Origin of the sequence: Prevotella sp. kh1p2 (assembly GCF_900111525.1) — a bacterium.
Classification (GTDB): domain Bacteria; phylum Bacteroidota; class Bacteroidia; order Bacteroidales; family Bacteroidaceae; genus Prevotella.
This window is the reverse complement of record NZ_FOHY01000001.1, coordinates 161131-187812: the sequence shown is the minus strand read 5'-3', so window position 1 is coordinate 187812 and position 26682 is coordinate 161131. Positions and strand designations below refer to the sequence as shown.

General features: G+C 53.1%; 24 protein-coding genes and 1 tRNA gene. 7 read left to right on the top strand and 18 right to left on the bottom strand.

Features of this window, described 5'->3' with window-relative positions:
* Positions 1 to 61: 61 nt before the first annotated feature.
* Complete coding sequence (locus BMW31_RS00805; protein ID WP_255404767.1) at positions 62 to 304, top strand: hypothetical protein; 243 nt, start codon at positions 62 to 64, stop codon at positions 302 to 304.
* A 149-nt stretch (positions 305 to 453) separates the two neighbouring features.
* Here the strand turns inward: BMW31_RS00805 and rplS are convergent, their stop codons facing one another.
* Positions 454 to 813, bottom strand: a complete 360-nt coding sequence (gene rplS / locus BMW31_RS00800) for a 50S ribosomal protein L19 (RefSeq protein WP_091819890.1) — start codon at positions 811 to 813, stop codon at positions 454 to 456.
* A gap of 258 nt (positions 814 to 1071) precedes the next feature.
* On the opposite strand from rplS, the gene BMW31_RS00795 reads away from it, so the two are divergent.
* Together BMW31_RS00795 and BMW31_RS00790 are read left to right on the top strand one after the other, a co-directional pair.
* Positions 1072 to 1836, top strand: coding sequence for a 5'-nucleotidase C-terminal domain-containing protein (locus BMW31_RS00795; protein WP_091819887.1), 765 nt, complete (start codon positions 1072 to 1074; stop codon positions 1834 to 1836).
* 3 nt (positions 1837 to 1839) lie between these two features.
* A complete protein-coding gene (locus tag BMW31_RS00790; RefSeq protein ID WP_091819884.1) occupies positions 1840 to 2679 on the top strand; it encodes a bifunctional metallophosphatase/5'-nucleotidase in 840 nt (279 codons plus the stop codon).
* 201 nt (positions 2680 to 2880) lie between these two features.
* Here the strand turns inward: BMW31_RS00790 and BMW31_RS00785 are convergent, their stop codons facing one another.
* From BMW31_RS00785 to BMW31_RS00770, 4 genes are all read right to left on the bottom strand, one after another.
* Positions 2881 to 3771 carry a DNA-methyltransferase gene (locus BMW31_RS00785; RefSeq protein WP_091819881.1) on the bottom strand — a complete coding sequence of 297 codons (891 nt, stop codon included), beginning with the start codon at positions 3769 to 3771 and terminating at the stop codon, positions 2881 to 2883.
* A 104-nt stretch (positions 3772 to 3875) separates the two neighbouring features.
* On the bottom strand, positions 3876 to 4718 hold the full coding sequence (locus BMW31_RS00780; RefSeq protein WP_091819877.1) for a type II restriction endonuclease: 843 nt from the start codon (positions 4716 to 4718) through the stop codon (positions 3876 to 3878).
* 10 nt (positions 4719 to 4728) lie between these two features.
* Complete coding sequence (locus tag BMW31_RS00775) at positions 4729 to 5661, bottom strand: DNA adenine methylase (protein WP_091819874.1); 933 nt, start codon at positions 5659 to 5661, stop codon at positions 4729 to 4731.
* 200 nt (positions 5662 to 5861) lie between these two features.
* On the bottom strand, positions 5862 to 6608 hold the full coding sequence (locus tag BMW31_RS00770) for a type IX secretion/gliding motility protein PorT/SprT (RefSeq protein WP_091819871.1): 747 nt from the start codon (positions 6606 to 6608) through the stop codon (positions 5862 to 5864).
* Between the two features lie 191 nt (positions 6609 to 6799).
* Between BMW31_RS00770 and BMW31_RS00765 the strand changes: the two genes are divergently transcribed.
* Positions 6800 to 6970, top strand: a complete 171-nt coding sequence (locus tag BMW31_RS00765) for a 4Fe-4S binding protein (RefSeq protein ID WP_091819868.1) — start codon at positions 6800 to 6802, stop codon at positions 6968 to 6970.
* Between the two features lie 207 nt (positions 6971 to 7177).
* On the opposite strand, the gene BMW31_RS00760 is transcribed toward BMW31_RS00765, so the two are convergent.
* The 10 genes from BMW31_RS00760 to BMW31_RS00715 all read right to left on the bottom strand — a co-directional run bounded on the left by BMW31_RS00760 (position 7178) and on the right by BMW31_RS00715 (position 18174).
* A complete protein-coding gene (locus BMW31_RS00760) occupies positions 7178 to 8596 on the bottom strand; it encodes a tetratricopeptide repeat protein (RefSeq protein ID WP_091819866.1) in 1419 nt (472 codons plus the stop codon).
* A gap of 78 nt (positions 8597 to 8674) precedes the next feature.
* Positions 8675 to 9634 carry a PstS family phosphate ABC transporter substrate-binding protein gene (locus tag BMW31_RS00755; RefSeq protein ID WP_091819864.1) on the bottom strand — a complete coding sequence of 320 codons (960 nt, stop codon included), beginning with the start codon at positions 9632 to 9634 and terminating at the stop codon, positions 8675 to 8677.
* A 13-nt stretch (positions 9635 to 9647) separates the two neighbouring features.
* The gene (locus BMW31_RS00750; protein ID WP_091819861.1) at positions 9648 to 10487 is read right to left on the bottom strand and encodes an energy transducer TonB; all 840 of its coding nucleotides are present in this window, start codon (positions 10485 to 10487) and stop codon (positions 9648 to 9650) included.
* Between the two features lie 35 nt (positions 10488 to 10522).
* The gene (locus BMW31_RS00745; protein WP_091819857.1) at positions 10523 to 11173 is read right to left on the bottom strand and encodes an ExbD/TolR family protein; all 651 of its coding nucleotides are present in this window, start codon (positions 11171 to 11173) and stop codon (positions 10523 to 10525) included.
* Positions 11173 to 11814, bottom strand: a complete 642-nt coding sequence (locus tag BMW31_RS00740) for an ExbD/TolR family protein (protein ID WP_091819853.1) — start codon at positions 11812 to 11814, stop codon at positions 11173 to 11175. The genes BMW31_RS00745 and BMW31_RS00740 overlap by 1 nt, the downstream gene beginning before the upstream one ends.
* Positions 11815 to 11844: 30 nt before the next feature.
* Positions 11845 to 12684: a MotA/TolQ/ExbB proton channel family protein gene (locus BMW31_RS00735; protein ID WP_091819851.1), complete on the bottom strand. Its 840-nt coding sequence runs from the start codon at positions 12682 to 12684 to the stop codon at positions 11845 to 11847.
* 227 nt (positions 12685 to 12911) lie between these two features.
* A complete protein-coding gene (locus BMW31_RS00730; protein WP_091819848.1) occupies positions 12912 to 14111 on the bottom strand; it encodes a pyridoxal phosphate-dependent aminotransferase in 1200 nt (399 codons plus the stop codon).
* Between the two features lie 296 nt (positions 14112 to 14407).
* The gene (locus BMW31_RS00725) at positions 14408 to 15619 is read right to left on the bottom strand and encodes a bifunctional 3,4-dihydroxy-2-butanone-4-phosphate synthase/GTP cyclohydrolase II (protein ID WP_091819845.1); all 1212 of its coding nucleotides are present in this window, start codon (positions 15617 to 15619) and stop codon (positions 14408 to 14410) included.
* Between the two features lie 2 nt (positions 15620 to 15621).
* Positions 15622 to 17610, bottom strand: a complete 1989-nt coding sequence (locus BMW31_RS00720) for an LptF/LptG family permease (protein ID WP_091819842.1) — start codon at positions 17608 to 17610, stop codon at positions 15622 to 15624.
* Between the two features lie 168 nt (positions 17611 to 17778).
* A complete protein-coding gene (locus tag BMW31_RS00715; protein ID WP_091819838.1) occupies positions 17779 to 18174 on the bottom strand; it encodes an START-like domain-containing protein in 396 nt (131 codons plus the stop codon).
* Between the two features lie 147 nt (positions 18175 to 18321).
* Between BMW31_RS00715 and BMW31_RS00710 the strand changes: the two genes are divergently transcribed.
* A tRNA-Met gene (locus BMW31_RS00710) sits at positions 18322 to 18395 on the top strand.
* A gap of 221 nt (positions 18396 to 18616) precedes the next feature.
* Here BMW31_RS00710 and BMW31_RS00705 read toward each other — a convergent pair.
* Positions 18617 to 19375, bottom strand: a complete 759-nt coding sequence (locus BMW31_RS00705) for a helix-turn-helix transcriptional regulator (RefSeq protein WP_091819835.1) — start codon at positions 19373 to 19375, stop codon at positions 18617 to 18619.
* Between the two features lie 219 nt (positions 19376 to 19594).
* Between BMW31_RS00705 and BMW31_RS00700 the strand changes: the two genes are divergently transcribed.
* Together BMW31_RS00700 and BMW31_RS00695 are read left to right on the top strand one after the other, a co-directional pair.
* Positions 19595 to 19963 (top strand): hypothetical protein, encoded by a 369-nt coding sequence (locus BMW31_RS00700; RefSeq protein WP_091819832.1) that lies wholly within the window; start codon positions 19595 to 19597, stop codon positions 19961 to 19963.
* A 21-nt stretch (positions 19964 to 19984) separates the two neighbouring features.
* Positions 19985 to 22300 (top strand): outer membrane beta-barrel family protein, encoded by a 2316-nt coding sequence (locus BMW31_RS00695; protein WP_091819829.1) that lies wholly within the window; start codon positions 19985 to 19987, stop codon positions 22298 to 22300.
* 666 nt (positions 22301 to 22966) lie between these two features.
* Here BMW31_RS00695 and BMW31_RS00690 read toward each other — a convergent pair.
* Together BMW31_RS00690 and BMW31_RS00685 are read right to left on the bottom strand one after the other, a co-directional pair.
* Positions 22967 to 24220, bottom strand: coding sequence for an esterase (locus tag BMW31_RS00690; RefSeq protein ID WP_255404766.1), 1254 nt, complete (start codon positions 24218 to 24220; stop codon positions 22967 to 22969).
* Positions 24221 to 24299: 79 nt separating this feature from the next.
* The gene (locus tag BMW31_RS00685) at positions 24300 to 26663 is read right to left on the bottom strand and encodes a beta-glucosidase family protein (RefSeq protein WP_091819823.1); all 2364 of its coding nucleotides are present in this window, start codon (positions 26661 to 26663) and stop codon (positions 24300 to 24302) included.
* Positions 26664 to 26682: the final 19 nt, after the last annotated feature.

The following is a 26682-nucleotide window of genomic DNA, read 5'->3' as shown; positions in this document are numbered from 1 at the left end:
CATTTAGCCGCCGTATGCTAATTTTTCATACCTTTGCAGTGCAATTATTTGAATGGTTAGGATGATGAAAAGGGATTTGAAACTCCTGGCTGAGGCTTTGGAAAAGAAAGCGGGAACGGAGCTCCGGGAGCTTTCCGGCTTCCGTAAACTCATGCAGCGGCTCCGGCTTGGCGAGAAGCCGTCGGCCCAGACGCTCGACAGGCTGGCCCTGTTCATGGGCTTCCAGAACTGGACCGACCTGCACGAGGCGCTCAAGGGCAATGCCGACGCCGAGCGTAACTACGAAGACACCGACCACGAATAGCCCCTGCGCAGCCCCTGCTGCTGGCGTGCGGCTTTACGATAAACAACGGCCAGGGCCTCTCCTGCCGGAGAGCAGGCAAAATAAAAAGAGATTCCACCCTTGGGCGGAACCTCTTTTTATCTTTTTCCTCTGGATTTGCAGGATTCTGGTTATTCTCCTGTAAGCGTGCGTCTCTCCTTGATACGGGCCTTCTTACCTGTAAGATTGCGGAGATAGTACAGCTTGGCGCGACGCACCTTACCACGCTTGTTCACCTCAATACTGTCGATGTTGGGCGACTCGATGGGGAATATACGCTCCACGCCTATGGTTCCCGACATCTTGCGAACGGTGAAACGCCTCTTGTTGCCGTGGCCGTTAATCTTGATGACTACGCCACGATAGAGCTGGATACGCTCCTTAGAACCCTCGACGATTTTGTAAGCGACAGTGATGGTATCGCCCGATTTGAACTCGGGGAACTGCTTGTCGGTTGCAAATGCTTCTTCAGCAACTTTAATTAAATCCATTGTTACAACTAATTAAATTTGTTTGTCGTTCCAACCCAACATGGCTAATGACACGTCCACTGCCAGCGGTTAGGCCGAAAAGCGGATGCAAAGGTACGACTTTTTTCCATAAGCGCCAAACGAAAATTCATTTTTCGTGACTTTTTCTCCCAACTTTCCGTTCCCTCATCCGTTTTCTTTTAAAATGCCGAAACTTACGCTCAAAGGTGCTGCAAATGAATAAAAATCAGTAACTTTGTACCGTAAAAGCTATTGACTATGAAGCAGAAACTCCTCTGGGCTGGACTGCTGCCGGCGCTGCTGCTGGCCTCCGCCTGCAAATCACAGTATAAGCTGGCCGGCATCAGCCGCTCGCGCATACTCGTAGACAGCCGCTACGACGCCGCCCCCGATGCCCGCGCCACGGCTTTCCTGCAACCTTACAAGCGGCAGGTGGACAGCATCATGAGCCCCGTGGTGGGCTCCGTGGCCCGCTACATGGCCGCCGGGAGGCCCGAGAGCGAACTTTCCAACCTGCTGGCCGACATCCTCGTGTGGGGCGGCCGGGCCTACGGAGAGCAGCCGGTAATGGGCGTTTACAACATGGGAGGCATCCGCGCGGCCTTTGCCAAGGGGCAGGTTACCAACGGCGACGTGATTGACGTGGCGCCTTTTGAGAACAAAATATGCTTCCTCACCCTGCGGGGCGACCGCCTGCTGCAGCTCTTCCGCGAGATGGCGGCAATGGGAGGCGAGGGCGTGAGCCACGGAGTGGAGCTGGTCATCACGGCCGACGGCAAGCTCAAGTCGGCCCGGCTCAACGGCCGCCCCATTGACCCAGCCGCCAGCTATCGCATAGCCACGCTCGATTACCTGGCCCAGGGCAACGACAAGCTGGAAGCTTTTAAGCAGGCCACGCAGGTGGTGAGCCCGCAAGACCAGCAGAACAACGTCCGCTTTATCATCATGGACTACTTCCGTGAGCAGACCAAGGCGGGCAAGATAGTAGACAGCCAAAAGGAAGGAAGAATTAAAGTAGAGTAGAAAATGAAGAAGAACATCCTGCTGGCAGCCCTGCTGCTGGTGCTGCTGATGCCCGCATCGGCACAGAAGAAACTCGTGATACTGCACACCAACGATACCCACAGCTGCATCTTGCCGCTCAATGAGAACCTGGCCGACACCATGCTCGCCGGCCGCGGAGGCTTCCTGCGCCGCATCGCCATGCTCAAGGAAGAGCGCCGGAAGAACCCCGGCCTGCTGCTCTTCGACAGCGGCGACTTCTCTCAAGGGTCGCCTTACTACACGCTCTTCAGGGGCGACGTGGAGATAGGTCTCATGAACCAGATGGGCTACGACGCCTCTACCATCGGCAACCACGAGTTCGACTTCGGGCTCGACAACTTGGCCCGCCTCTTCCGCAAGGCCAATTTCCCCATCCTGTGTTCCAATTACGACTTCGCCGGTACGCCCCTGCGCGACATCGTGAAGCCCTACATCATCCTGCGGCGCAACGGCATCAAGGTTGGCGTCTTTGCCCTCGACCCTCAACTGGAGGGCCTTGTGTCGCAGCAAAACTACGGCCCGCTCGTTTATAAAGACCCCGTGCAGGTAGCCAACGAGATGGCCTCGATGCTCAAGAACAAGAAGAAATGCGACGTGGTAATCCTGATTTCGCACCTCGGATGGGGCGAAAAGGGCATGAACGACCAAACGGTTGTGGCCCGTTCGCGCAACATCGACCTGGTGCTGGGCGGCCATTCGCACACCTACTTCAAGCAGCTGCGCTACGTGAAGAACCTCGACGGCCGCAACATACCCATCGACCAGAACGGCAAAAACGCCATCTACGTGGGCCGGATGGAGCTCCGCTTCGACAAGAAATAGCCCGGCACTGCTGCTCGAAACAGAAGAACCGGCCCCGAAGAGATTGTTCTTTCGGAGCCGGTTCTTCGCTTCCTGATTTCCCGTATGCTACACCTCTTGCCGCCTCCTGCTGCCATCGGCTTTCAAACAGCTATGCTTCAAGCCCCTTGATGCAGCCCTTCAAGCCCGCCGAAGGTATCGGTCAAGGGGCTTGAAAGACAGCTATAAGAAAGGCAGTTCTTCGGAGGGCGCCGGCTCGCTGGTAAACAGATTATTACAGAGGGCCTCACTTTTCGCAACATCTGCTATCTTGTTTCTGAATGACATGTAAGTTTCCAGACGCTCGATTTCTTGTTTTCGTTTGATGCCTAACTCTATAAAATCCTGTTCCTGCTCAATTCCAAGATAGCGTCGACCAATGAGATTGGCAGCAATGCCTGTGGTGCTGGAACCTGCAAAGGGGTCTAAAATCCAGTCGCCTGGTTTGGTTGAGGCCAGAATAATGCGGCATAGCAATGCCAGAGGCTTTTGGGTGGGATGCTTGCCACACTTCTTTTCCCACGGTGCTATGGCCGGCAGACGCCATACATCCGTCATTTGCTTCTCGTCGTTGAGGTGCTTCATCATCGGGTAATCGAAGTAGTGCGCTGCCTTTTGGCTTTTACGTGCCCAGATGATGAACTCGGTAGAGTGGGTGAAGTAGCGGCAGGAGAGGTTGGGTGGCGGGTTTGTTTTGGCCCAGGTGATTACGTTCAGTATCTTGTAATCAAGCTGCTGCAAACATTCAGCCACCGAAAATATGTTATGGTAGGTACCCGAAATCCAGATGGTTCCGTTATCTTTTAATTTCTCCTTGCATAGTTTGAGCCAGCTGTAGTTGTACTCGTGCATCCTTTCGGGCGTGAGTCCCTTGTCCCAGCTGCCTTTGTCAACACACGCCATCTTGCCGCTCTGACAGCTGATACCTCCGTTGGAGAGAAAGTAGGGTGGGTCGGCAAAAATCATACTGAAGCTGAAATCAAACATTCTCAACATCGTCATGCAGTCTCCATGCAGCAGGTTAAATGCGTGGTCGGTTGATTTGAAATATGCTTTTAGCTTGTTTGTAGCCATTTTCTCCGTTTAAGTGATACGAAAACTATGGATGTGCTGGAAGGTTTGCTACTGCCCAGTCCGGTGTGACTGGCGGGCGGTTAGGGTGGTGCTTGCGTAACGTTTCAGGGCAACTCCTGCTTAATTTGCATTATCCAGTCGTGAACCGTGGTGAGATTATATATCCGGGGAATAAGGTAGAAAGCTTCTTCCAGCTTGTTCTTAGCTTTATACCAGCCTTGTCCGTCGGTAATCCAAGCAAACTGAAAGCCCGGTACCCGGTTTATTTTGGGAGCGATGTCAGAGTAGGAACGGGCAACCTCGTTGAGTTTGGAGCCACTGCTGCTGTAGAAGTTTACTTCTGTCAGGTAGGTTGTCTGGTCGGTGGTGATGACGAAATCGAATCTTTTCTTGTCCTCGCCCAATACCGAGAGTTCCGGATAAACGGTAGAATTAACTTCTCTGGCATAAGGTATCCCGGCTTCGCTGAACAGGGTTGCTACGAGATTTTCCATGGAGTCGCCACTCCGGTTTTTGCGGGCATGCGTGTCGAGGCCTGTTTCAACGCCGAAAACATAGTCTACCAGGTTCTTTACCTGCTTGGACCGGAATACGGTTTCCAGCCCCGTTTGATGAATAAACTCAATAACGCCCTCTACGTTGTTGGCGTAGTTGCCGAGCAGCTGCACTTGTCCCTTGTTGGTAATAACGGTTTTCTTCTCCTTGGCTCGCACGGCTACAAGGATTTCCAAAATGCTGAAGACCTTTGGATTCTCATCCCACAGCTTTCTGATGGCAGCTTCCATGTCTTGCTGGCCTATCAGGTAATTGAGTTGGTTGAGCTTAATGGAGATTTTCTCTACATTCTCGCTGATTTTTCCGAAGTCGCAAATAGAGTTCAAGGTCAGGTTAGTCTCCTTGAGTTGTGACAGGAATGTTGCGAAGTCTGCTTCTGTGTGTACTTTCATTTTATTTCTGTTAAAGTGGTTGGTCGGCTGTTTCGTAATCGTTGTGGATAAGTAACTCGGTGAGTTTTCCGCGTTTCTGCGGATTGGAGTTGACGGCACGCGAAGCCCATACCCGGTTTATATGAAACTGGGCATAGTGTCTTTCAAAGAAGTCATCGGTGGGATTGTGAGCCTTGCAGTCTGCGTTGCTAAGCATCCAGAGACACTGTGGCGAAGATATTCGGGTGCAAAGGGCAGCCAGCTCTGCCTGATCGGCATCGCTAAAGTCGTTTTGGGTGTAGGATGTAAAGCTGGATGTAGCCGAAAGAGGACGATAGGGAGGGTCGAAATAAATGAAGTTAAGCCCTCTGTTGTCTATAAGTTCTTCGGTTTCCAGATATGAACCGGTTGTGATTTCAACCTGGAACTGATTTAACAAGGCACTATCACTCAGGATGACTTCGGCATTGCAGATAGTTGGATGGGCATATTTGCCGAACGGAACATTAAATTTCCCGTTTCGGTTTACGCGATACAACCCGTTGAAGCAGGTCTTGTTGAGAAATATCAGGTAGGCTGTGTTTGTTAGAGAGTTGGCCGGGTGGGTGTTAAACTCCGCTCTGATGTCGAGAAAGAACTGTTTTCTGCCTGTTTCGTTGTTAATGGAAAGATAGTCGTTTTCAATGTTGCCAAGTACTCGGATGAGCTGTTGAGGCTCTTTCTTAATGGTTTGGTAAGCCCTGATAAGATTTTCGTTGATATCGTTGATGACAGCTCTCTTTACATTGGAAAAATGGCGGAGGATGAAGAACAACATCGCACCGCCACCCACGAAAGGTTCAATATAAGTAAAAGGCTCGGTATAGAGTCGCTTTGGGAAGAAAGAACTAAGCTGGCCGAGCAGCTGCGTCTTTCCTCCAACCCATTTGATAAAAGGTTTGGCTGATGTTTCTTCTCTCCTCATGATAGGCTTTGAAGAAACAAAATAACAAATAATTATCGGCAAACAATACGAATGATCATTATTTAATATTTATGATCATTTGTGATCATAAGCACATTGGTATATCCTTTCAGGTGCCGAAGTGTGAGGGTTGAAGAACGGGTAGGTTTTGGCTGCAATGTCATCAGGGCATGCCAAAATTGCTACCGGTGTTATCTTCTCTACTCAAAGTAGAAGGTGAGGACTATCATCTTGGTGTGCGCCTTGGAGACAGACAGGGCTTGGGGAAGCATGTTCTTGTCGCGTAGCTGGGCCGGGTGGTTGGTGTCGAGGCTGTTGGTAAGGCCGAAGAGAAACTTCAGTTCGGGGCGTAACTTGAAGAACTGCAGGTAGAAGTCGCAGCCTACGCCGGCTTCGGCATAGACGTCGTACTTCTTCAGGCGGATGTAATCGTCGCCGCTACCGCTCAGGTTGAGCATGGGGTTGAGGCCGGCCATGAGATAAGGACGGTGGTTGTTGTTGCGCGGGGCGGCAAAGATGAGGTCGAAGGCCGAGGAGATGTAGACGGTTTTCAGGTCTTGCCGCTGCTGGGTGGGGTTGCCCTCGGCGTCGGGTTGTGAATGGTTGGTGAAGGTGAGATGGCGGTTTCCGAAGTACATGGCCGGGGCGATGCGGAACTGGAAGTTGGTGTTGAGGCGGAACTCTCCAAGCACACCAACGGTTAGCCCGGGGTCCCAACGGTCCTGGTCTGCGGTTACCGTGGTCTCGCGGGTGGTGCCGTCGTCGAAAGTAATGGTCTGGGGGCCGGCATTGGTAAGCTCTATGTCCTGCAAGTGAGTGCCTACAAGGATGCCGAAATGGAATGGCCGCAGGTCGGTGTAGGGCCTGTTTTGTACGGCTCGCCCCTGTGCCTGTGCCTGCAGGGTGGCCGTAGCGAGTATGAGGAGGATGGACAGTATCTTTTTCATATCGTTATAATAACGCAGCTTCTGGTTGCTTATTGTGTTTGTCAGGCGGGCGGTGAAGTATTAATTAAGAAAAAAATCGCTCATCATTTGTAGGTATTTCGAATTTATATTGTATCTTTGCAACGTACACGAGTAGGTATTCTTACAGTGAATGTACACAAACATTATTAACAATAAATTATCAATTAAGTATGGCTTACGTAATTAGCGACGACTGCATTGCTTGCGGTACATGTATTGACGAGTGCCCTGTAGGCGCAATTTCTGAAGGCGATAAGTATGTTATCAACCCTGATCTTTGCACGGAGTGCGGTACTTGTGCTTCTGTATGTCCTAACGAGGCAATCAGTCTTCCTGAATAAGGAACGGATAGAAAGAATGATAGAAGGCGGTTCTTACCTAAGAACTGCCTTTTTTGTTGTCTTGCTTTGAGGTGAAAGTGTGGTTGGTTAGTTCAGTTGTTGGCAGCCTTTGATAGCTGTGCAGGTATAAACAAAAAGAGGTGGAAGTCTGCTGACTTCCACCTCTTGGTATTTGTTCTGTGTGCCGGAGGATGTCCGGACGGTTGATTATTCTGTGGGTGTTGTCTCGTTGAGACCGAGTGCAGCCTTGGCGTTGGCATCGTTCGGGTCAAGCTTGATAAGCATCTCGTAGTAAGGCTTGGCCGATTCGAGGTCGTTCTTGATACCTGCATAGTAGTAGCCTATGTTCTGGAGGCAGCTGATGAGCGTGGCCTTCTCCGATTCGTCGGTGGTATTTTTCAGCGCGTCGATGGCCTTCTTATAGTATTCGGCTGCCTGGTCGTGCAGTTCAACCTGTGTGGCGCTGATGCCGGCCTGGTGGAATGCCCAGCCTGAAATTGACGGCCACTTGCTTGCCATGTTGTCATAGATGGCGAAGGCTTTCTGCATGATGGTGAGCTTATCAGTGGTTGCTTTCTCTGCCTTGGCCACGTAGATGTTGGCAAGTTTGGCAAAGTCGGACGGCGTAGCGTTCTGGTTGTTGTCCATATACTTCTGACTCCACTCCAGCGCCTTGTCTTCCTGGCCGGCAGCCTGATAGGCCTCGGCTATATACTGGTAGGGCTTGAAATCGGTGTTGTCGATGGCGAAAGCCTTCTGATACTGCTCGATGGCTTTGTCGAACTGGCCGTTGCCCTTCAGGGCCTGGCCGTAGTAGAGATAGTCGCGGGCACTCTTCTTCAGCGTGTCGTTGTTGACAACTGACTCGGCATAACCCAGCGCCTCGGTGAACTTCTGCGTATCTACTGCCGACCACATGGCTACACGGTTGAAGAGGGTGTTATTGGGGAACTTGTTCTTGCCGAACTTGGCCAGCTCCAGTGCCTCGTCGTACTTGTGCAGATAGTAGTCGGTGATGTCGTAGTTGCCGAGATAGTACTCACTCATCTGGTTCTTGTCGGCTTTTGAGAAGAATTCGTAAGCCTTCTCGTAGTTCTGTCCGATGTAGAAACTGTTTCCGGTCTCGGCATCAACAGGGAAGTCGGGACGTATTTGCTTCAGTTTCTGCAGCGCCTTGGCACTCTCGTCGGGGTCTACCTTACGATATACGTTGGCGTAACGCATGTATCCGTCGGGATTCTTCGGATCCATCGTCATGGCCTGTGAGTACCACATGGCAGCGTCGCCGCCACTGTCCTGCATGGCCTTGATGTCGCCCAGCAGGATGTAAGCTGCGCCGCAGCTCTTGTCCTTGGCTATGGCCATGTTGGCAGCGGCCTCTGCCTCGGTGAATTTCTTGTTCATGGCGAACAGTTCACCCAGTGCAACGAGAGCCTTGGGGTTCTTTTTGAACACTTTCTGATAGTCCTTCGTGAGGTCCTTCAGTGCTTTCGCATCGCCTGCATTCGTTTTAAGTACGTTCTCGATAGGCTTCAGTTTGTCCTGATAACTAATCTCCTGAGCCATTACCGGAGCTGATAATCCCATCATCAAGGCTCCTGCTAATACATATTTGATTGCTTTCATAATTCTAATTTTTTAAATAGGTTCGCTATGTTTCTATTTTCCCGTTTGACGGTTAGGTTGCTGGAAAGTTTATTTCGTTCAGCTATTTTTCACGTTTACAGTTCGAATGTTAATTTCTCCTCTGTAGGGCAGCAAGCCTGCTCGGAAGATGATGAGCTGCCCCTTGGGGCTGGAGATGTAGTTGGCAAAGCTCCAGGGCAGGGCTTTGCTGGGATCTACAACAATGCAGTATATTGTTCTGACGAATGGATATCTTCCATCCAGCAGGTAGGCTTGGTAAGGTTTCCAGCTGTTCATCTCTGTTGCCTTGTCCTTTATGGATACCTGCATCACATGAATATTCTTCTTGAAGGTGGTGTTGGTTGTGTCCCTACGGTCGTTGAGCCAGTTGGATCCAATGACACCAATGGCGTTGGGAGTCTTGTCCACATAGTCGATAACGGCCTTGCTGTTCTTGGCAGCAACGATGTTAGGACTGTTGATGGGCTTGCCTTCCAGCAATGAGTCGACAGCGTAGTTGAGCGTTGCGCTCTGTTTGTTGTCGAAAACCACTTCTATTTCCCCACGTTTGGAACCCGAATTTATTTCGTTCCAGTTGGTTGCCTGCCCGCTGAGAATGCGCTTGACATCCTTTACGGTGATGCAGGTGTCATTGTTCTGTTTGTTGACAATGAGCGCCAAGCCGTCGTAGGCAATGGGAAAAACAGAAGGAATGATGTTCTTTTGTTTGATAAACGCTATTTCGTTGGGAGTCAGCCCGCGTGATGTAATCAGCAAGCAAGTTTTAAGGTCGCGTATCATCTTAAGTCCCGTAATCTCATCAGTGTAGATGGGCTTGAGGTGAGCCTTTGGGTAATCGAACTCAAACTGCTGCCTCTCCTCTTCAATGATGGGACTAAAACTTTCGTCAGAGACGAAACTAATCGTCCCTGACGTCGGTGTATCAGTTCTTCCTGTCTTCTTCTTGTCGGAACAAGAAGCGACAAGAAGAACTGAAAGGGTTAATCCTACGAATATGTAAGATAGGTTCTTTTTCATTAAACTGTTGTAGTTACTGAAGTTTGAAAGTTACAGGTACGTTGTATTTCACACGTACTGCCTGGCCATTCTGCCTACCGGGCTTCCAGTGAGGCATGGCGCTAACAACGCGTTCAGCTTCCTTGTCCAGTGACGGGTCAACGGAGCGAGCCACTCTTACCTGAGTGATAGAACCGTCTGTCTCAACAACGAACGAGATTACTACACGTCCCTGAACGCCGTTCTCCTGAGCAACAACCGGGTAGCGGATGTTACTGTTGAGGTACGACATCAGTGCAGCGGGACCACCGGGATAAGATGGCATTTCCTCTACGACGTCAAACACCTTCTGGGTAACTTCCTGCTTTGGTGCAGGAGGTGGAGTGTTCACGGCGATGTCATTGCGCACAGCCTCTACGGTACGGTTAGTTGTTCCCTTGATATTCTCCGTTCCCACGGCAACTTTCTCGTCCAGCTTATCCATCTGCTTCACTTGGTTTTCCTCTTTCACGAGTTCGTCCTTCTTGATGACAGGTGCGGTAAACTTTTGAGTTTGGCGTGCTACGGGAATTTCCTTCTTAGGCTGAATCTTCGGTTTAACGATTTCTTTCTTTTCACGCTTCTTGGCCTGCTCCTGAAGTTTGGAGAGCTCCATAGCTTCCATACGGGCCATGCGAGCCTCTTCGGCTTTCTGAGCCTGAATCTTGTAAACAAGGAATCCACCCACGAGAGCTGCAGCTATGGCCAAGATAAGCAATGCCTTGATGTTTCGGTTCGAAGTCCCTTTACGGAGTTTGTAAGCTCCGTATTCCCGGTTCTTGTTGGCGAACACCATCTCGATCCATTTAGGATCGTATAGATCAATTTTTGCCATTTTCTTTTCTTTTAATTGATAGTTAGTAAATCATCTTAAAGTTTCACGCCTTTTGAAGAGAGTAATTTCTCATCATCAGCACTAATCTTGTCGATGACATAAGTACCAATACTCAAAATCTGCATTTCATCGAGAGCATCAACCAGATTCAGGTACGAAGCATTGTCAGTAGGCTTGATAACGATGGTCAGCGTCGGTATCTTTTCACCTTTGAGGTTACCGCCCTTGATATCGCTAAGCTTCTTCTGATATATACTGTCGTTATACATCTTGGGATTGTTAGCTCTGTCTTGGTTCAGTTCCTTTACTGCCAGTTCAATACGTTCAACGGGCCTTATACCGCTTTCGGTGGCGTGTTCGCGCAGTGCTTTACGAATACCGTTGCTGCCCCAAGTTGTTTCCTTGAGCCATGCGGGATTGTTGTACTGCGGAATACCCTCGCCATAGTAAATCTTATCATTGCTTGCAACGTAGATAGTTACAGTCTCTGATGCCTTGGCCTCGTTCTTCTGGTCTTCCTGAGCGTTCTTGTCATTACTTGGCATGGTGAGCTCCATGGTCTGTGGTTTGCTCAATGTCGTACACAACATGAAGAAAGTGATAAGAAGCATCAACATGTCAACCATAGGGGTGAAATCGACGCGGACGTTAATCTTCTTCTGTTTTGATTTTTCTCCTTTAGCCATTAGTTGTCCTCCTCTTTCTTAAGCTGCGTAATCATATAGTAATGACTTTCGTCCATATCCTGGAGTTCATTCATCACTCTCTTGACCGTCTTGTAGGGAGTCTTAGCATCGGCCTTCAATGCAATCTTGATGTCCTGATTGGCATTTCTGGCTGCATCGACCCACTGCTGGAATTCGCTCATACCGCCCTTGATGCTGTCAAGGGGAATGCCCTTGGTGGGGAGAGTCTTCTGACGAGCCTGCGGCGACATGGTCAGATAGGTACTCAGTTCACTCATCGGTACGCCGAATGTTGACTCGGTCTTGAAAGTTTCCTGTTGTTTACCAGATAGAGATACTCCGAAGCTGGAAGCCATTGCTGTCAATGTGGTACCCAGCTGGTCGGTGTTATCAATACTCATAAATACCTGGCCTTCGCCCGTAGGCTTTCCGGCTTTGATTTCCGGACTGACCAGGATGGTCAGGACGCCGTTCTCAGGCACCTTAATCTCAGACACGGAACCCGGAGTGTTAACCTTCACCGGCTCATTCTTCACGAATGTAGACGTGAGCATGAAGAAGGTAAGCAGCAGGGTCATCACGTCTGACATTGGTGTCATGTCGATCCAGACGTCACTCTTCTTAATTTTTACTTTACCCATAGCGATAAATATTTAAAGGGTTAGCAAAAATTAAGCCTCTTCTGTGTGGTTTGCTTCGTATGTCTGAGCGATAGAATAACCAACCTCGTCGAGGGCGTATGTCAACTTATCAACCTTGTTGGTGTAGTAGTTGTAGGATACAACGGCACACCAAGAGGTACCGATACCGAAGGCGGTATTGATAAGGGCCTCAGAAATACCTTGTGACAGTGCAGCAGAGTCGGCACCACCACCTGCAGACAGAGCAGAGAATGAACGGATCATACCAACAACGGTTCCGAGCAGTCCGGTCAAGGTACCGAGGGTAACGATGGTAGCGATGATGGGAAGGTTCATGGTCAGGGTAGGCATCTCAAGCTGAGTTGCTTCCTCGTGAGCCTGCTGAATCTTGGCAATCTTCTGTGATTTCTTCAGAGCGGCATTGGCACCCGACTCCATGTCAGCGTAAGCGTTCAGAGAAGCCTTAACCACGCTGGCTACAGAACCTTTCTGCTTGTCGCAGAGCTCGTTGGCCTTGGCAAAGTCGTTGGCGTTCAGGGCAGCCTTGATGTTGGCTACGAATTTAGGAAGGGCACCCTTGCCGAATGCGGTCTTCAGAGCGAGCCAGCGCTCGATGGACATAGCGAGCACAGTGAGCAACAGTGTGTGGATTACCGGTACGACGACACCACCCTTAAAGATTGTTCCCCAAACGTCGGCAGGCTGTGTTTTGGCTGCTCCGTCCTGGAAGTGCATCGGGTTACCGAACCATGTGAAGAACAATACGAAAGCGATGATTGCGCAAACGACGATAATCCAGAATGCACCTCTAACTCCTGTGAAGCCCTCAGATTTCTTCTGTGGGGCAGTTGAATTTTGTGTAGTTGCCATAATTTTGAAATTTAATTTTTAGTTATTGATGAATTTAATTGTTTATGTATTCTTTTTCGCTGATTTAATGTTAATATTCAAATGTGCTGAATATGTACTTTAGTAGACCGTACTATTCGGGAGACAAAGATAACAATTTAAAAGCTACCACCAACTATAATTAATAAGTTTTAACGATATATTCCTTTCAAAAAGCTGTCTCCGCCCGTTGTGGTTGCCGTTGTGGGCTATTCGCGGTGCAGTTTGGCCAGTGCCCCGGCTATGCGCCGCATGGCCTCGCGGATGTTCTCGTCGCTGGTGGCGTAGCTCATGCGGAAGCATTGGCCGTCGCCGAAGGCGTCGCCGCCTACCGTTGCCACGTGGGCAGTCTCGAGCAGGTAGAGCGCCAGGTCGGTAGAGTTGTTGATGGTATGGGTGCCGTCGGTTGTTCCGAAGAAGCTGCTGCACTTTGGGAACAGGTAGAAGGCGCCCTGGGGCACGTTTACCTCAAGCCCGGGAATGCGGCTGGCAAGGTCAACTATCAGGTCGCGCCGCCGCTCAAAGGCCTGCCGCATTTCCTCCACGCAGTCCTGTGGGAGCGTGTAGGCTGCCTCGGCTGCCTTCTGGCTTACGGAGCTGGGGCCGCTGGTGTACTGTCCCTGCAGTTTGTTGCACCCCTTGACTATCCACTCCGGTGCAGCCATGAAGCCGATGCGCCAGCCCGTCATGGCGTAAGCCTTGGATACGCCGTTTACGAGTACGGTGCGCTCCTTCATGCCCTCGAACCGGGCAATGCTCTCGTGGTGGCCGATGTAGTTGATGTGTTCGTATATTTCGTCGGCCAGTACGAGCAGCTGCTCGTGCTTTTTTATGACCTCGGCCAGGGCCTGCAGCTCGTTGCGGCTGTAAACACTGCCCGTAGGATTGCTGGGCGAGCAGAGTATGAGCATTCGAGTACGGGGGGTGATGGCCTGCTCCAGCTGGGCGGGCGTCATCTTGAAGTCCTGCTCAAAGCCGGCGTTCACAATGACGGGAGTGCCGCCGGCCAGCTTCACCATCTGCGGATAGCTCACCCAGTAGGGGGCGGGGATGATGACCTCGTCGCCCTCGTTGATGAGTGCGAGCACGGCATTGCACACGCACTGCTTGGCTCCGTTGGAGACCAGTATCTCGTTTTCACTGTATTCGAGGCCGTTCTCCCGCCGCAGCTTGCCTGCAATGGCGGTGCGCAAGTCCTTGTAGCCCGGCACGGGAGAATACTTGGAGTAGTTCTGGTCGATGGCTTTCTTGGCTGCGTCCTTGATGGGTTGCGGTGTGTTGAAGTCCGGTTCGCCCACGCTCAGGTTGATAACGTCGATGCCGCGGGCTTTCATCTCGCTGCTCTTCTGCGACATCACCAGCGTTGCCGATGGCGCGAGCCTGTTCAGCCGGTTGGATAATAGTGCCATAAATGTTGTTTTCTTATTGCGCGAAGTTTCTGCAAAAGTAGTCAAATTATTCTTTTGAACGAAAAAAAAGTGGCATTATTTCAGTTTCAGAGCCGAAATAATGTCACTTTTAACTATTCTTGTTCCGTCCGTACTTGGGGCACCGGGCACCGCCCGTTTTGCCTCTGCGGCAACCCGCGTGTACACGGCGCCGGGGCAGGAGCTATGCTTCAAGGGGCTTGACCCATACCTTCAGGCTCCTTGGAGCTGCCCTTCGGGAGGCTTGAACGGCACGTCCTGTCCGCCTACCCGTATTTTCAGGCCAGATGGAGGTTGTGGCCCATGCGGTCGCGCTTGGTCTCGAGATACCGCTTGTCGTATTTGTTGGGCGTTATCTCAATGGGTACGTTCTCCACTATCTGCAATCCGTAGGCCTCCAGCCCCACGCGCTTGGTGGGGTTGTTGGTCATCAGGCGCATCTTGTGCACGCCCAGGTGGCGCAGCATCTGGGCGCCGCAGCCGTAGTCGCGCTCGTCGGGCTTGAAGCCCAGGTGCAGGTTGGCGTCAACGGTGTCCATGCCCTGTTCCTGCAGTTTGTAGGCGGCAATCTTGTTCATCAGCCCTATGCCGCGGCCTTCCTGCTGCATGTAAATCACCACGCCCTTGCCCTCGTGCTCTATCATCTGCATGGCCTTGTGCAGCTGCTCGCCGCAGTCGCACCGCTGGCTGCCCAGGATGTCGCCCGTGGCACACGATGAGTGTACGCGCACCAGCACGGGTTCGTCTTCGCGCCATTCGCCCTTTACCAGCGCCATGTGCTCCAGTCCGTTGCTGCGCTGGCGGAAGGGTATGAGGTGGAAGTGGCCGTAAACGGTCGGCAGGTCTACTTCCTCGCCAACCTCGATGCTCGATTCCTTCTTCAGCCTGTAGGCTATCAGGTCCTTGATGGTGATGATGCGGAGGCCCCATTCCCGGGCTTTTTCCTGCAGCTGGGGCATGCGTGCCATGGTTCCGTCGTCGTTCATGATTTCCATCAGGGCGCCGGCAGGGTAGAGTCCGGAGAGCTTGCAGAGGTCAATGGCAGCCTCGGTGTGGCCCGAGCGGCGCAGTACGCCGTTGTCCTGGGCGTAGAGCGGGTTGATGTGTCCGGGCCGGCCGAAGGTCTGCGGGGTAGAGGCAGGGTCGGCCAGGGCCTTGATGGTTTCGGCTCGGTCGTGGGTCGATACGCCTGTGGTGCAACCTTCGAGTTTGTCTACCGTCACGGTGAAGGGCGTACCCAGCACGGAGGTGTTGTCGGCTACCTGGTGAGGCAGGTCGAGTTCTTCGGCCCGCGATATGGTGATAGGGGCACAGAGAACGCCCCGGGCGTTCTTGAGCATGAAATTGACCTTCTCGGGCGTAATCATTTCGGCGGCCATGATGAGGTCGCCCTCGTTCTCACGGTCCTCGTCGTCTACAACGATAACGAACTTTCCTTCCCTGAAGTCTTTTAGTGCATCTTCGATGCTGCTGAGTTTGAAGTCTCCCATATTTATACCTTATTAATATATACAGCCCCGGCGCTGTGGCTTGGGCTTGCTGTTTGTTGTTGCTCTTGTGTGTGCTGCTGCGTGGCGGCGGCGAAGCTGCTGTCGGCTATGCGCGAAATGATGTTGGCGTTTACGAGCCTGATGGTGCGCAGGTCGCGCAGCAGGCGGAAGCGGAATCGCCACATGCGGAGGTAGAAGAAGATGCCCACGGGCACAATGATGCCTGCCAGCACGTTCATCCACTTGCGCTCGAAAGGCCGCGTATGGGCCTTCGTAGCCAGTATGGGGTAGTTGTTGAGTTCGGTCAGTATGCGGCTGTCCTTGGTGTTGCTCAGGTCTTCGATGACGGCCTCCAGCTGCTCGCTGATGCGCTCGATGACGTGGTCTTCGCGGTACCTGAAGAACACTTTTACGGCATCGGGCATGGCCTTCAGGTTGTGGTGCATGGAGTAACGGGTTATCTCCTTGCTTATTTGCTTCAGCTTGGCCACGTCGGCAGCATAGTCGGGCGTCTGGATGATTACTTCCTTGCTGAATACGTGGCGTTTCACCCTCAGGCCGAGCATGCGGACAAAGAGGTCGCGCCACAGGTCCAGGTTGAACACCATCGAGTCGTTGCTGGCCTTGTAGGTAACGAACGCCGCCGTAGGTATCAGCACGGCCGAGGCTATACCCTTGCCGAACCAGATGGCCCACATGCCTCCGCGGGCCATGCGGTAGCCGGTGTTGTCGAGTATGTAGTAGATGATGAACACCAGAACCGAGACGATAACCGGCACGCCCAGTCCGCCCTTGCGGATGATGGCTCCCAGGGGAGCTCCGATGAAGAAGAAGATAAGGCACTGGATGGCTAAGGTGAACTTGTTGATGGCTTCTATCTTGTGCCGGCGGATGATGCTGTCGCCGTCGTCGGTAATCAGTTTCTTGAACTCCAGGTCGCTTTTCTCGGACTGCACTCTGCCCAAGGCCTGGTTCACGGTGTTCAGCTTCTCGTTGTCGGGCAGCCTGGAGAAGAGGCTGTCGATGTTGAATGTCTTGGCCTGGGCCAGCCGTACCGCCTTGACCGAATCCTGCGGCGAGGCGTTGTGGGCGCTGTAGTAGATGGCGTTCAAGTCGCGGTAGTAGGCCTTGCCAATGCTGTCGTACTGCAGTTGGAGCGAGTCCAGGTCGCTCCTAATCGCGGCCAGGCTCTTTCCTTTAGCATTGTTGGTAAGGCTCGCCGCATCAGTCATGCTGAAGTCGCCGTCGAAGTCCAGCACTATTCTCTTCGTTCCGAAAGTCTCCCGTCTGTAAGGTACGGCGGCGCTGTTGGCCAGCTCCTGGCTCTGCATGTTCTCAAACCACTCCCCGCTCCAGAGAGTTAACACCAGGTGCTTCTTCTCTTCCGTGGATTGCAGCATGCCCGAGTCGGCCAGAATGATGGCCTGATCTTCGTAACTGCCCGTCATGCGGTAAATCATGATGCCGTACAGCTTGCCCGAGTTCAGGTCCTTGTGCTGCACGTAGATGTTGCTGTTGGGAATGCCGTCATAGAAGATTCCCTCGGGTATTTCCAGCTCAGGGCTCTTCTGTTTCATCGAAATCATCAGCTGCGTTATCTTCATGTTGGCCATGGGACCGATGTTGTTCTGGAAGTAGAACGAGGTGAACATGATGAGAACTGTGATGACGATGAGCGAACGGAAGGTTTGCATGAGCGAGATGCCGGCAGCCTTGATGGCTGTAAGTTCGCTGCTCTCGCCTAAGTTTCCGAATGTAATCAGAGAGGAGAGGAGGATGGCCAGCGGCAGTGCCTGCGGTACCATCATGAGCGCCATGTACCAGAAGAATTGCGCCATGATGTCGAGCGTGAGCCCTTTACCAATCAGTTCGTCAACGAATTTCCACAGAAACTGCATCATCAGCACGAACTGGCAGATGAAGAAAGTTCCGATGAAAAGCAGCCCGAACTGTTTGGCTATGAATATGTCTAATTTCTTGATTCGAAGCATCGATGTCTCTTTTGCAGGCCACTCCGTCACAGCTCCCGCCCGGCAGGGCCGTAAACAAGCGTTCAGTCTGCAAAATTAGCACAAAATTATCACATTACTGCCTTTTTTGGATATTTTATTATTTCTGTCAGGTGATGGGCGTCGCCGTCCTGGCAGGCGGGAGTGGAGTTACATGCCGCTCGTCATGTGCAGCTTCTCTATGTTCTGATCCCAGATATAGTGCAGGTCGTCAATGTCCTCCTGGTCGGCAAAATCGGTTACGGCCAGCACGTAGGAACCGGTCAGGTCGCTCTTTTCCATCCTCATTTCCACGAAATAATCCTTGCTGTCATCTTCCCAGTGGAAACGGATGAGGCTGTATTTCACGATGCTCAGTATCTTGGCTTTCCTTATCTCGTGGTGGCTGCTGGTGTCACCCCAGGTAAAGGTGAGTTCATCGCCGTTTTTCTGCACGTCGTCGGCCAGCCAGCGGGAGAGCCCCGAGGCAGTGCTGATGAAATTCCAGATGATGCCCTGCGAGTTCGATTTTAGTTCATATTCAATGTTCAGTCTTTGCTTGCTCATATGCTAAGTAGTGAAAGATTTGGTTCATGTCACAAAAATACGAATTTTAGATGAATGACGAAAAAATTCCCTGATTAATTTTTGGTTAATAGAAAAAATGTGTTACCTTTGCACCCGCAAATGAGCAGTCATTTTGCTGAAAATGATGGCGGGATAGCTCAGCTGGTTAGAGCGTCGGATTCATAATCCGGAGGTCGTGGGTTCGGGTCCCACCCCCGCTACATTAAAAGTTAAGGAGTTACAGTTTTGCTGTAGCTCCTTTTCATTTTATTTGAAAAGTATCGGGAGGATAGAGTGGCAGAAGGCGGATGATGTGGTGGCGTGTTCCGAGGGCCTGGTGTAAGGCCGGAGGAGTTAAAGGAACGGCAACAAGTTAACAGAAAGGCATGCAGTTGTTTGACGACTGCATGCCTTTTTCGTTATCTGCAGCGTAAGGCGGGGGCTATATCAGCCGCATGCTTTCGGCCAGGCCGATGGCTTCGGTGATGTTGGCTACCCCGAGTTTCTGGAACAGGTGGCGCCGATGGTACTTCACGGTGTTAACGTCGATGAAGAGACTTTCGCCAATCTGCTTCATGTTGAACCCTCGGATGGAGAGGCGCAGGATGTCGGCTTCGCGCTCACTCAGCACAGTCTGTGGCAGGAGTTTCCACCGTTTGGAGGCAAAGGAGTAGGCGTAGTGCTCGCTGCCGCGGCCCACCGAACACACGACATTGCCCTCGCTTTTGGCTGTTGAGAGCGAGACAGAGCACAGGGCCAGCCAGATGTTGCCCTCGGCATCGAGCTGTATGGGCGTCAGTTGGTGGTGGATGAGCTGCTGGTTGCCCTCTCCGTAGCACAGGTGGAAGTCATAATCGATGCTCATAGCCAGCCTTTCCTCGCGCGGATGGCTGTAGAAGAACCTGAAACCGGCCTCATTGATTTCGAGCAGCATCTGCACTTCCTCCGCAGGTACAACCTTTTCGTAGAAGCCATAGCCCATAGCCATGACCTCGTTGGGCGTATGTCCGCACAGAAACAACGGATTGGGCGAAACGTAAATGAAGCCTTTGGCGTTGTAGTCGATAATGTACAGGCTGTGGCTGCTGTTGCGCGACATGGCTTCTGCCATCCTTTCGCACATCTGCACCTGGCCGTACAGCGCCTCGTCTACCTGCATGCGGCCGTCCATGGGCCGGAAGAAACGGTTCAAATCTATCATGCTGTTGCTGCTTTTACGGTTGCAAATATACTAATTTGTTACTGTAAAAACTTCATTTAGCTTCTTTTTTGTGCTTTCAGGCTACACTTTCGGGTAGTTTTCAGGCTCTAACAACGTCAACCACCCAAAAGTGTAGCGGCGGTTCCGATAGTGATTTCTATTTTTGCAACGTCGCCGCAACAATGGGCGACACGATTTCCGTCAAAGTTTAAAGCACGAATGAAAATGAACGACAACCTCGACTTCTCCCTCAACTTCTACACCCTGCCTTGGGCGGTGGTGGGCATCATCAACGGCGCTGCACTCACCGTGGAGTCCATGCGCAGGTCGGCCGGCGAGCTGCCGGCGCAAATCGTGGAGCGCTACGTGCTGGGTTACCTGCGCTTCTGGGGGCTTTCGCTCACCGGAGAAAAGAAACTCACGCCCTGCACCGACGCCCAACTGCAACGCCAAGGCCGCACGCTCATCAGCCAATACGTGCGGCAGAACCCGCCTGCGCGGCCGCTGCCCAGGTTTTATCTCGTACTGACGGGGCAATACCAGTTTGCCGAATGCAGCGGCGGAGTGAGCCCGGTGTACTGTTTATGAGTAATTAAAACCCAACAGATAATGAAAACAACCATTCTTACCGTGCTGCTTGCCCTGCTCTGGGCGGCAGCTGCAACGGCCCGGGACATAACGGGCAGAGTAACCGACGAGCATCAGCAGCCGCTGCAATACGTGAACGTGGTGGCGCTGAACACGGCCGATTCCACCTTCGTACAAGGCTCCGTAACCGATGCCGACGGCCGCTTCACCCTCGCCGTAGGCGACCTGCAGGCCTGCCTGCTCAAAGTAACGTCCGTTGAATTTGAGCCGATTTACATGGAGTTAACAGCCGACGATGCGGGCACAATCGTGCTGCACGAGATGAACCACACCCTGGGCGAGGTGGTGGTAAAGGCCAACCGCCCGCAGTACCGCAACGTGGCGGGAGGCCTGGCGGTAGACGTTGAGCACTCGATGCTGGCCCAAACGGGCACCGCAGCCGATGTGCTGAGCCTGCTGCCGCGCGTGAACGTGGACTCGAAAGGCGAAGTGAGCATCTTTGGCAAGGGCACGCCTATCATCTACATCAACAACAAGAAGGTGCAGAACAAGAACGAGTTGCAGCAGCTCAAGTCGACCGACATCAAGCAGGTAGACATCATCACCAATCCCGGAGCACGCTACGATGCCGGCGTAAGGAGCGTTATCCGCATCAAGACCGTAAAACCGCAGGGCGAGGGACTGAGCTTCAGGGCCGACAACAACGTGGAGTACAACGACTACTGGTCGGGTTTTCAGGAGGATTACGTGAAGTATCGCAAGGGCGGACTTGAGACTTTTGCCGATGCCTACGTATATTCAAGCGTCAACGTACAGCAGGAACGCATCTGGCAGGAGATACACGGGCAGGATGAAATACTGGTAGACCAGCGCATCATTGAGCATAACCGCAGCTGGGGGCTGTACGGCAAGGTGGGTGCAAGCTACGACTTTGATGGCGACAACTCCGTAGGAGTAAGCTATACCCTGAACCGCGACTTCTACAACAAGGGCCGCTCGGCCGGTGGCCGGCATGACATTTACCGCAACGACGTGCTTGAGGACCACATTGACCAGCGCTACGAAACCGACGGAACGGCAGGACCCAGCCACGAGGCCAATGCTTACTACGTGGGAAAGATAGGCAGCGTGGGCGTTGACCTGAACCTCTCGTGCGTGTGGAACAAGAACCAGACCGACAAATACAGCTACGAAGACAGCCCCGCCGAGGGCCTTCGCACCATTACCACCAACAACCGGCAGCGCTCCCGCCTGCTGGCAGGCAAGCTGGTGCTGTCGGTTCCCGTGTGGAGAGGAACGCTCAGCTTCGGCTCCGAGCTAACGCGCACCTACTCGCAGAGCGTTTATGCCAACCTTGAGGGGCTCATGCCGGCGGCCGACAATGAGGTGCGCGAGCGCAACGTGGCCGGCTTTGCCGAGTACAGTCTGCCCTTGGGCAACCTTACCCTGGGCGCCGGCCTGCGCTACGAGCACGTAGTGTCAAACTACTATGCCTTCGGGCAGCGCGAAGACGAGCCCAGCCGCCGCTACGGCAACTGGTTCCCCTCGCTCTCGGTGGCCTGGCAGAAGGGCAATCTCGGGCTGCAGCTGGCCTACACAACCAAGACTTCACGCCCGCCGTACTACTATCTTCGGAGCGAGATACAGTACGACAACCGCCACTTCTACGAAGGAGGAAACCCCTATCTGCGCCCCGCCATCATCCATAGCCTCGACCTCATGGGCACTTGGTCGTGGCTAAGCGCCATGGCCGGCTACACCTATTACAGCCACGACCTGCAGCAGGTGCCCATGCTGTACGACGAAGGCGAAACGGGAATCGTCCGCCCCATGAACTTCGACCGGCGCCAGGTGGCCTACGTCTCCGTGGTGGCATCGCCCAAATTCGGCTGGTATCAGCCTACGTTAGAGGCCAACGTGAGCCGCCAGTTCTTTGATGCAGAGGAGTACGGCGCCGACCGCAACCTCAACAAAAACAGTTTCCTGTTCTCCGTAAAGAACCGTTTCGAGTTGCCGCACGACTTCTCCGCCAGCCTTAACTACTACCAAACGGTGCGCGTGTACGACGGTTTTGTGTACATGCCGAACGCTGCCAATCTGGAGTTGCAGCTCATCAAGCAGTTCTGCCGCAAGCAGTGGACGGTGAATCTGCGCATCAGCAACCTGCTGAACACCAACCGGGAGGACTTTGAACTCTACGGCCGGCGGGTGAACGTAGGCAAGGAGAGCAGCCGGTACCTGCGCCGCGCCAGCCTGACCGTTACCTACAACTTCAACGCCTCGGGCAGTAAGTACAAGGGAAAGGGAGCCGGAAACGCCGAAAAGAACCGCCTGTAGGTTCGCGATGCGGTGATGCGCCGCCGCTTTCCTTATTGACAAGAAGAGACGGAGGATGCAGGCTTTGTCAATAGGTTTCATCAAAAATACGCCCGGTTCAGGCAGTTGGATTAGCTGCCGGAACCGGGCGGTTTCGTTGCGAACGGCCTTTCGGGAGCCTGAAAATTTGGAAAACAGAGTCGGTTTCGCTGCTTTTTACCCTTTTTTTGCCCGAAAATCGGTTGCCGGAAGCGCATTTCTACGCCTCTGAAGCATGCCTCCAGGCCCCTTGAACGATACCTTCAAGGCGCTTGAAGGATAGCTTCAGGAAAACCGGAAAACGTAAGGAAAACGCAAACTACTCATTATCAGCTGTTTATGAAAAGGCCGTTTTTACCCCTTTTTTGACCCTTTCGTGGTGGCGGAAGCAACAAACGGCAGTATCAGCGGGATGTTTGTCAAGTTTAATAGGGTAGAATTTGTAACACTTCTGCCCACATGTGCAGCACGTGGAGAAGCCTGAAAAGGCGGCGTTTTACATGTTATGAAATCGCTGAGAGCCGGCAGCGGGCAGCGTGCAGGTGCAGAAACAGAAAAAGGGAGCATGAGCCTTGGCGTTTGGCTCATGCTCCCTATGGGTTTTGTGCGGCAACGGGCGGGTTGCCGTTTCGTAGTTGCAGAGGGTTGTTACTTGAAAATCTTCTGGGCAAACTCGGTGAGGTAGATGCGCCAGTTGCGCCAAATGTGGCCGCCGTCGGTTTCCATGTACTCGTATTTATACTTGTTCTCGTCGAGGAACTTGCGCAGGTCCACGTTGGATTGGTATAGGAAGTCGGTCTTTCCTATACCTATCCAGTACAGCTTGGGGTTGCTGTCGAAGAGCTTTTTCATCTGTGCCTGGAACTCGGTGTTGGCTTTCATCTGGTCGTAGAGTGAGGTGCGCTGCTGCGGATTGCGGTTACCGCCGCCTATAAAGAGACCTGCAGAGAAGAGTCCGTAGTAGTCGAACTCCGTTGGATACATGCGGCTGATGCCGAAAGTGTGTCCGCCACCCATCGACAAGCCGCATACAGCGCGGCCGTCGCGGGTCTTGATGGTCTTGTAGTGGCTGTCCATGTAGCTCACGATGTCGTTAAAGCTCTCCTCCATGCTGGCTGCCGGCTTGGCTTTGGGGCCGGAGCCATTTGCACCGAAGGAGGGAGTGTACATGCCGAACGACCACTCGCCCGGTGCTGCCTGGCAGTTGGGATTGCCGTTAGGCATTACAACAATCATGGGTTTGGCCTTGCCCGTGGCAATGAGATTGTCCAGTATCTGGGCTGCACGGCCCAGTTCGGACCAGGCGTTCTCGTCGCCTCCGGCTCCGTGGAGCAGGTAGAGAACGGGATAGGCCGTGCCTTCATCGTAGCCGGCAGGGGTATAGACCGTCATGCGGCGCTGCATCTTGAGCGTCGGACTGGGGTACCACACCTTGGCAAGGTTGCCGTGCGGCACCTCGTTCACGCTGTACAGGTCGCCTTTGTCGCCCTTTTCCTTGGTCACGATAAAGATGTTGCTGAAGGTTGTAATGTCGCGGTTACGGTAGATGTTGGCCGGGTCGTTGATGCTCACGCCGTCTACGTTCATGGTGTATGAGTACAGTTCGGTGGGCAGTACGTTCTTGGTGGTGAAGCTCCAGAGGCCTTTTGAGTCCTTGGTGAGTGCTTCCTCGCCGGGCGCATCGTAATCACCGCGCGGCGTATTCACCTTCCGGGTGGGCAGAAAGTCGCCCGTAACGGTAACTTTCTGTGCCTCGGGGGCAAAGAGATTGAAGGTAACCGAGCCGTCTGCATTCTTGACAGGCGAAGCTACGTTTACGCCTGCGAAGAGTTTCTCCTGTGCCATGCAGCTTGCACTGACCATGAGCGCAAGGGCTGCTGTAAACAAAAGTCTTGTTTTCATACGTATTTTTATTTTAATAAAACAGTCGGGCAGCGAAAGGCGAGGCCTGCAGCCGCGCCCTTCTTCTTAAATGATGGCGTTATCGCTTCAGGACTTTCAACTCGCCTTTGGGTGCCAGCACGTTGTTGGCCTTGGTCTCCTGGGCTTTCACGTCGGCCGAGAGTGTGGCCTTGATGTCGCGCGAAGAGGCGCCTACGAGCAGCTGATACTTGCCTGCATCCACCTTCCAGGCTGAAGCCTCGGCGTCGAACCAAGCCAGGTCGGCCGTCTTTACGGTCAGCGTTACGGTTTCGGCTTCGCCCGGTTTCAGGTTGCGGGTCTTGGCAAAGGCCTTGAGTTCCTTGGCCGGTTTGTTGTGTTGCTTGCTGTCGGGGGCAGCCACGTAGAGCTCAACCACCTCTTTGCCTTCGGCCTTTCCGGTGTTCTTGACGCTTACGGTTACGCTGATGGCGTCGCCACTGGTGCTTGCCTTGGCGTCTTCATACGCAAACTGGGTGTAGCTGAGGCCGTAGCCGAAGGGGTAGGAGACCTGCTTGTCGAAGCTGTCGAAGTAGCGGTAGCCCACGTAGATGTCTTCCTCGTAGTTGGTGTAGTCAACATCCTTCTCGCCGTTACTGGCTTTTCCCTGGTTTGTCAGGTCGAGGTCGGGCGTCTTGTCTATAGGGAAGTTGGCCGAAGAGTAGGCATCCGTGAAGTTCACGGGCCATGTCATGGCGAGCTTGCCGGACGGAGAAGCCTTGCCGCTGATGACGTCGGCTACGGAGTTTCCGCCCTCCTGGCCGGCCTGCCAGGCGCAGAGAATGGCATCGGGCATCTGCTTCCATGAAGCCGTCTCGATGACACCGCCCACGTTGAGCAGCACGATAACCTTCTTGCCGGCCTTGTGGTAGGTGTCGCAAACCCGTGAGAGGAGCGTTGTTTCTTCTTTGGAGAGGTTGAAGTCGGCCACTTTGCGGTCCACGAACTCGCCGCTGATGCGGCCCAACGTGATGATGGCCACGTCTGATACCTGTGCCTGGCGGTCGAGTTCCGTCTGCTCGAGGCTCATTTCTGCTGGTCTCTGGTTGGGCAGGAACATCGCCATCATGGCTGCGCGGTCCTTCTTTTTGGCTGCTTCTTCCATCTTTGCCTTGGCTTCTGCCTGCTTTTTGGCCAGATAGTCGGTATATTTCTGCTGCAAATCGGCATCAACCTGGTAGCCTGCATTCTTGAGTCCGTCGAGCAGAGACACCACGTAAGCGTGGTTCACGTTGCCCGATCCGGTTCCTCCTGCTATGAAATCGTAGCTGGTGCAGCCGTAGAGGGCCACCTTGGTGTCGGCAGCCTTGGTGGCAATGGGCAGGGTGTTGCCCTCGTTCTTGAGCAGAACCATGCCCTCGGTGGCACTCTGCCGGGTCACGGCAGCATGTGCTTTCAGGTCGGGCTTGTTGCTGTACGCGTAGCCCTTGTAGCGAGGGGTCTTCTCGATGAGGTTGAGTATGCGGCCCACATTACGGTCCAGGTCGGCTTCCTTGAGCTTACCGCTCTTCACGCCCTCAACAATCGAGGTGAATTGTTCTGCCTTGCCGGGTTGTAGCATGTCGTTACCTGCCCACACCTGGACAGCTCCGTCCTTGCCGCCGAACCAGTCTGTCATCACTGTTCCTTTGTATCCCCACTCATCGCGCAGGATAGTGGTGAGCAGATCCTTGCTCTCCGAGGTGTAGGTTCCGTTGATTTTGTTGTACGAAGACATCACCGTCCAGGGCTCGGCTTCCTTTATCGCAATCTCAAAAGGCTTGAGGTAAATCTCGCGGATGGCGCGTTGGGAGATTCGGGCGTCGTTGTTCATGCGGTTTGTTTCCTGATTGTTGAACGCAAAGTGCTTGATGCTTGTGCCCACGCCGTTGCTCTGTATGCCGCGTATATAGGCTGCCGCAGTCTTTCCGGCCACAACAGGGTCCTCGCTGTAGTACTCGAAGTTGCGTCCGTTTAGCGGATTGCGGTGGATGTTCACGGCTGGAGCCAGCAGCACGTCTACACCGTATTCCTTTACTTCATTGCCCATTGCTTTGCCTACTTCCTCAACAAGAGCCTGGTTCCAGGTGGATGCCAACAAGGTTCCGATAGGGAAGTGGGTGCAGAAGTAGGTAGCAGAGTCGCCCTTGCGGTGGGCGTCTATACGCAGTCCTGCAGGCCCGTCGGCCAGCACGATGGCCGGAATGCCAATCGAATCGAGTGGGTATGTGGTTCCTGCAGCACCGGGAACCAGCGACTTGGTGGCACCGATAACGGCGTCGTTGCCGCTCATCCCGGCCATGCCCGTACCGATAACGAAGTGTGCCTTGTCTTCAAGAGAGAGTTTGCTCAGTATGTCCTCCTTGTCAATAGACTTACCTTGCGGGGTGCACGACACTGCTAATGTAGTGGCCATAGCGATTGATAATAGGTTTGATAGTTTCATTGATTTATGATTTGATGGG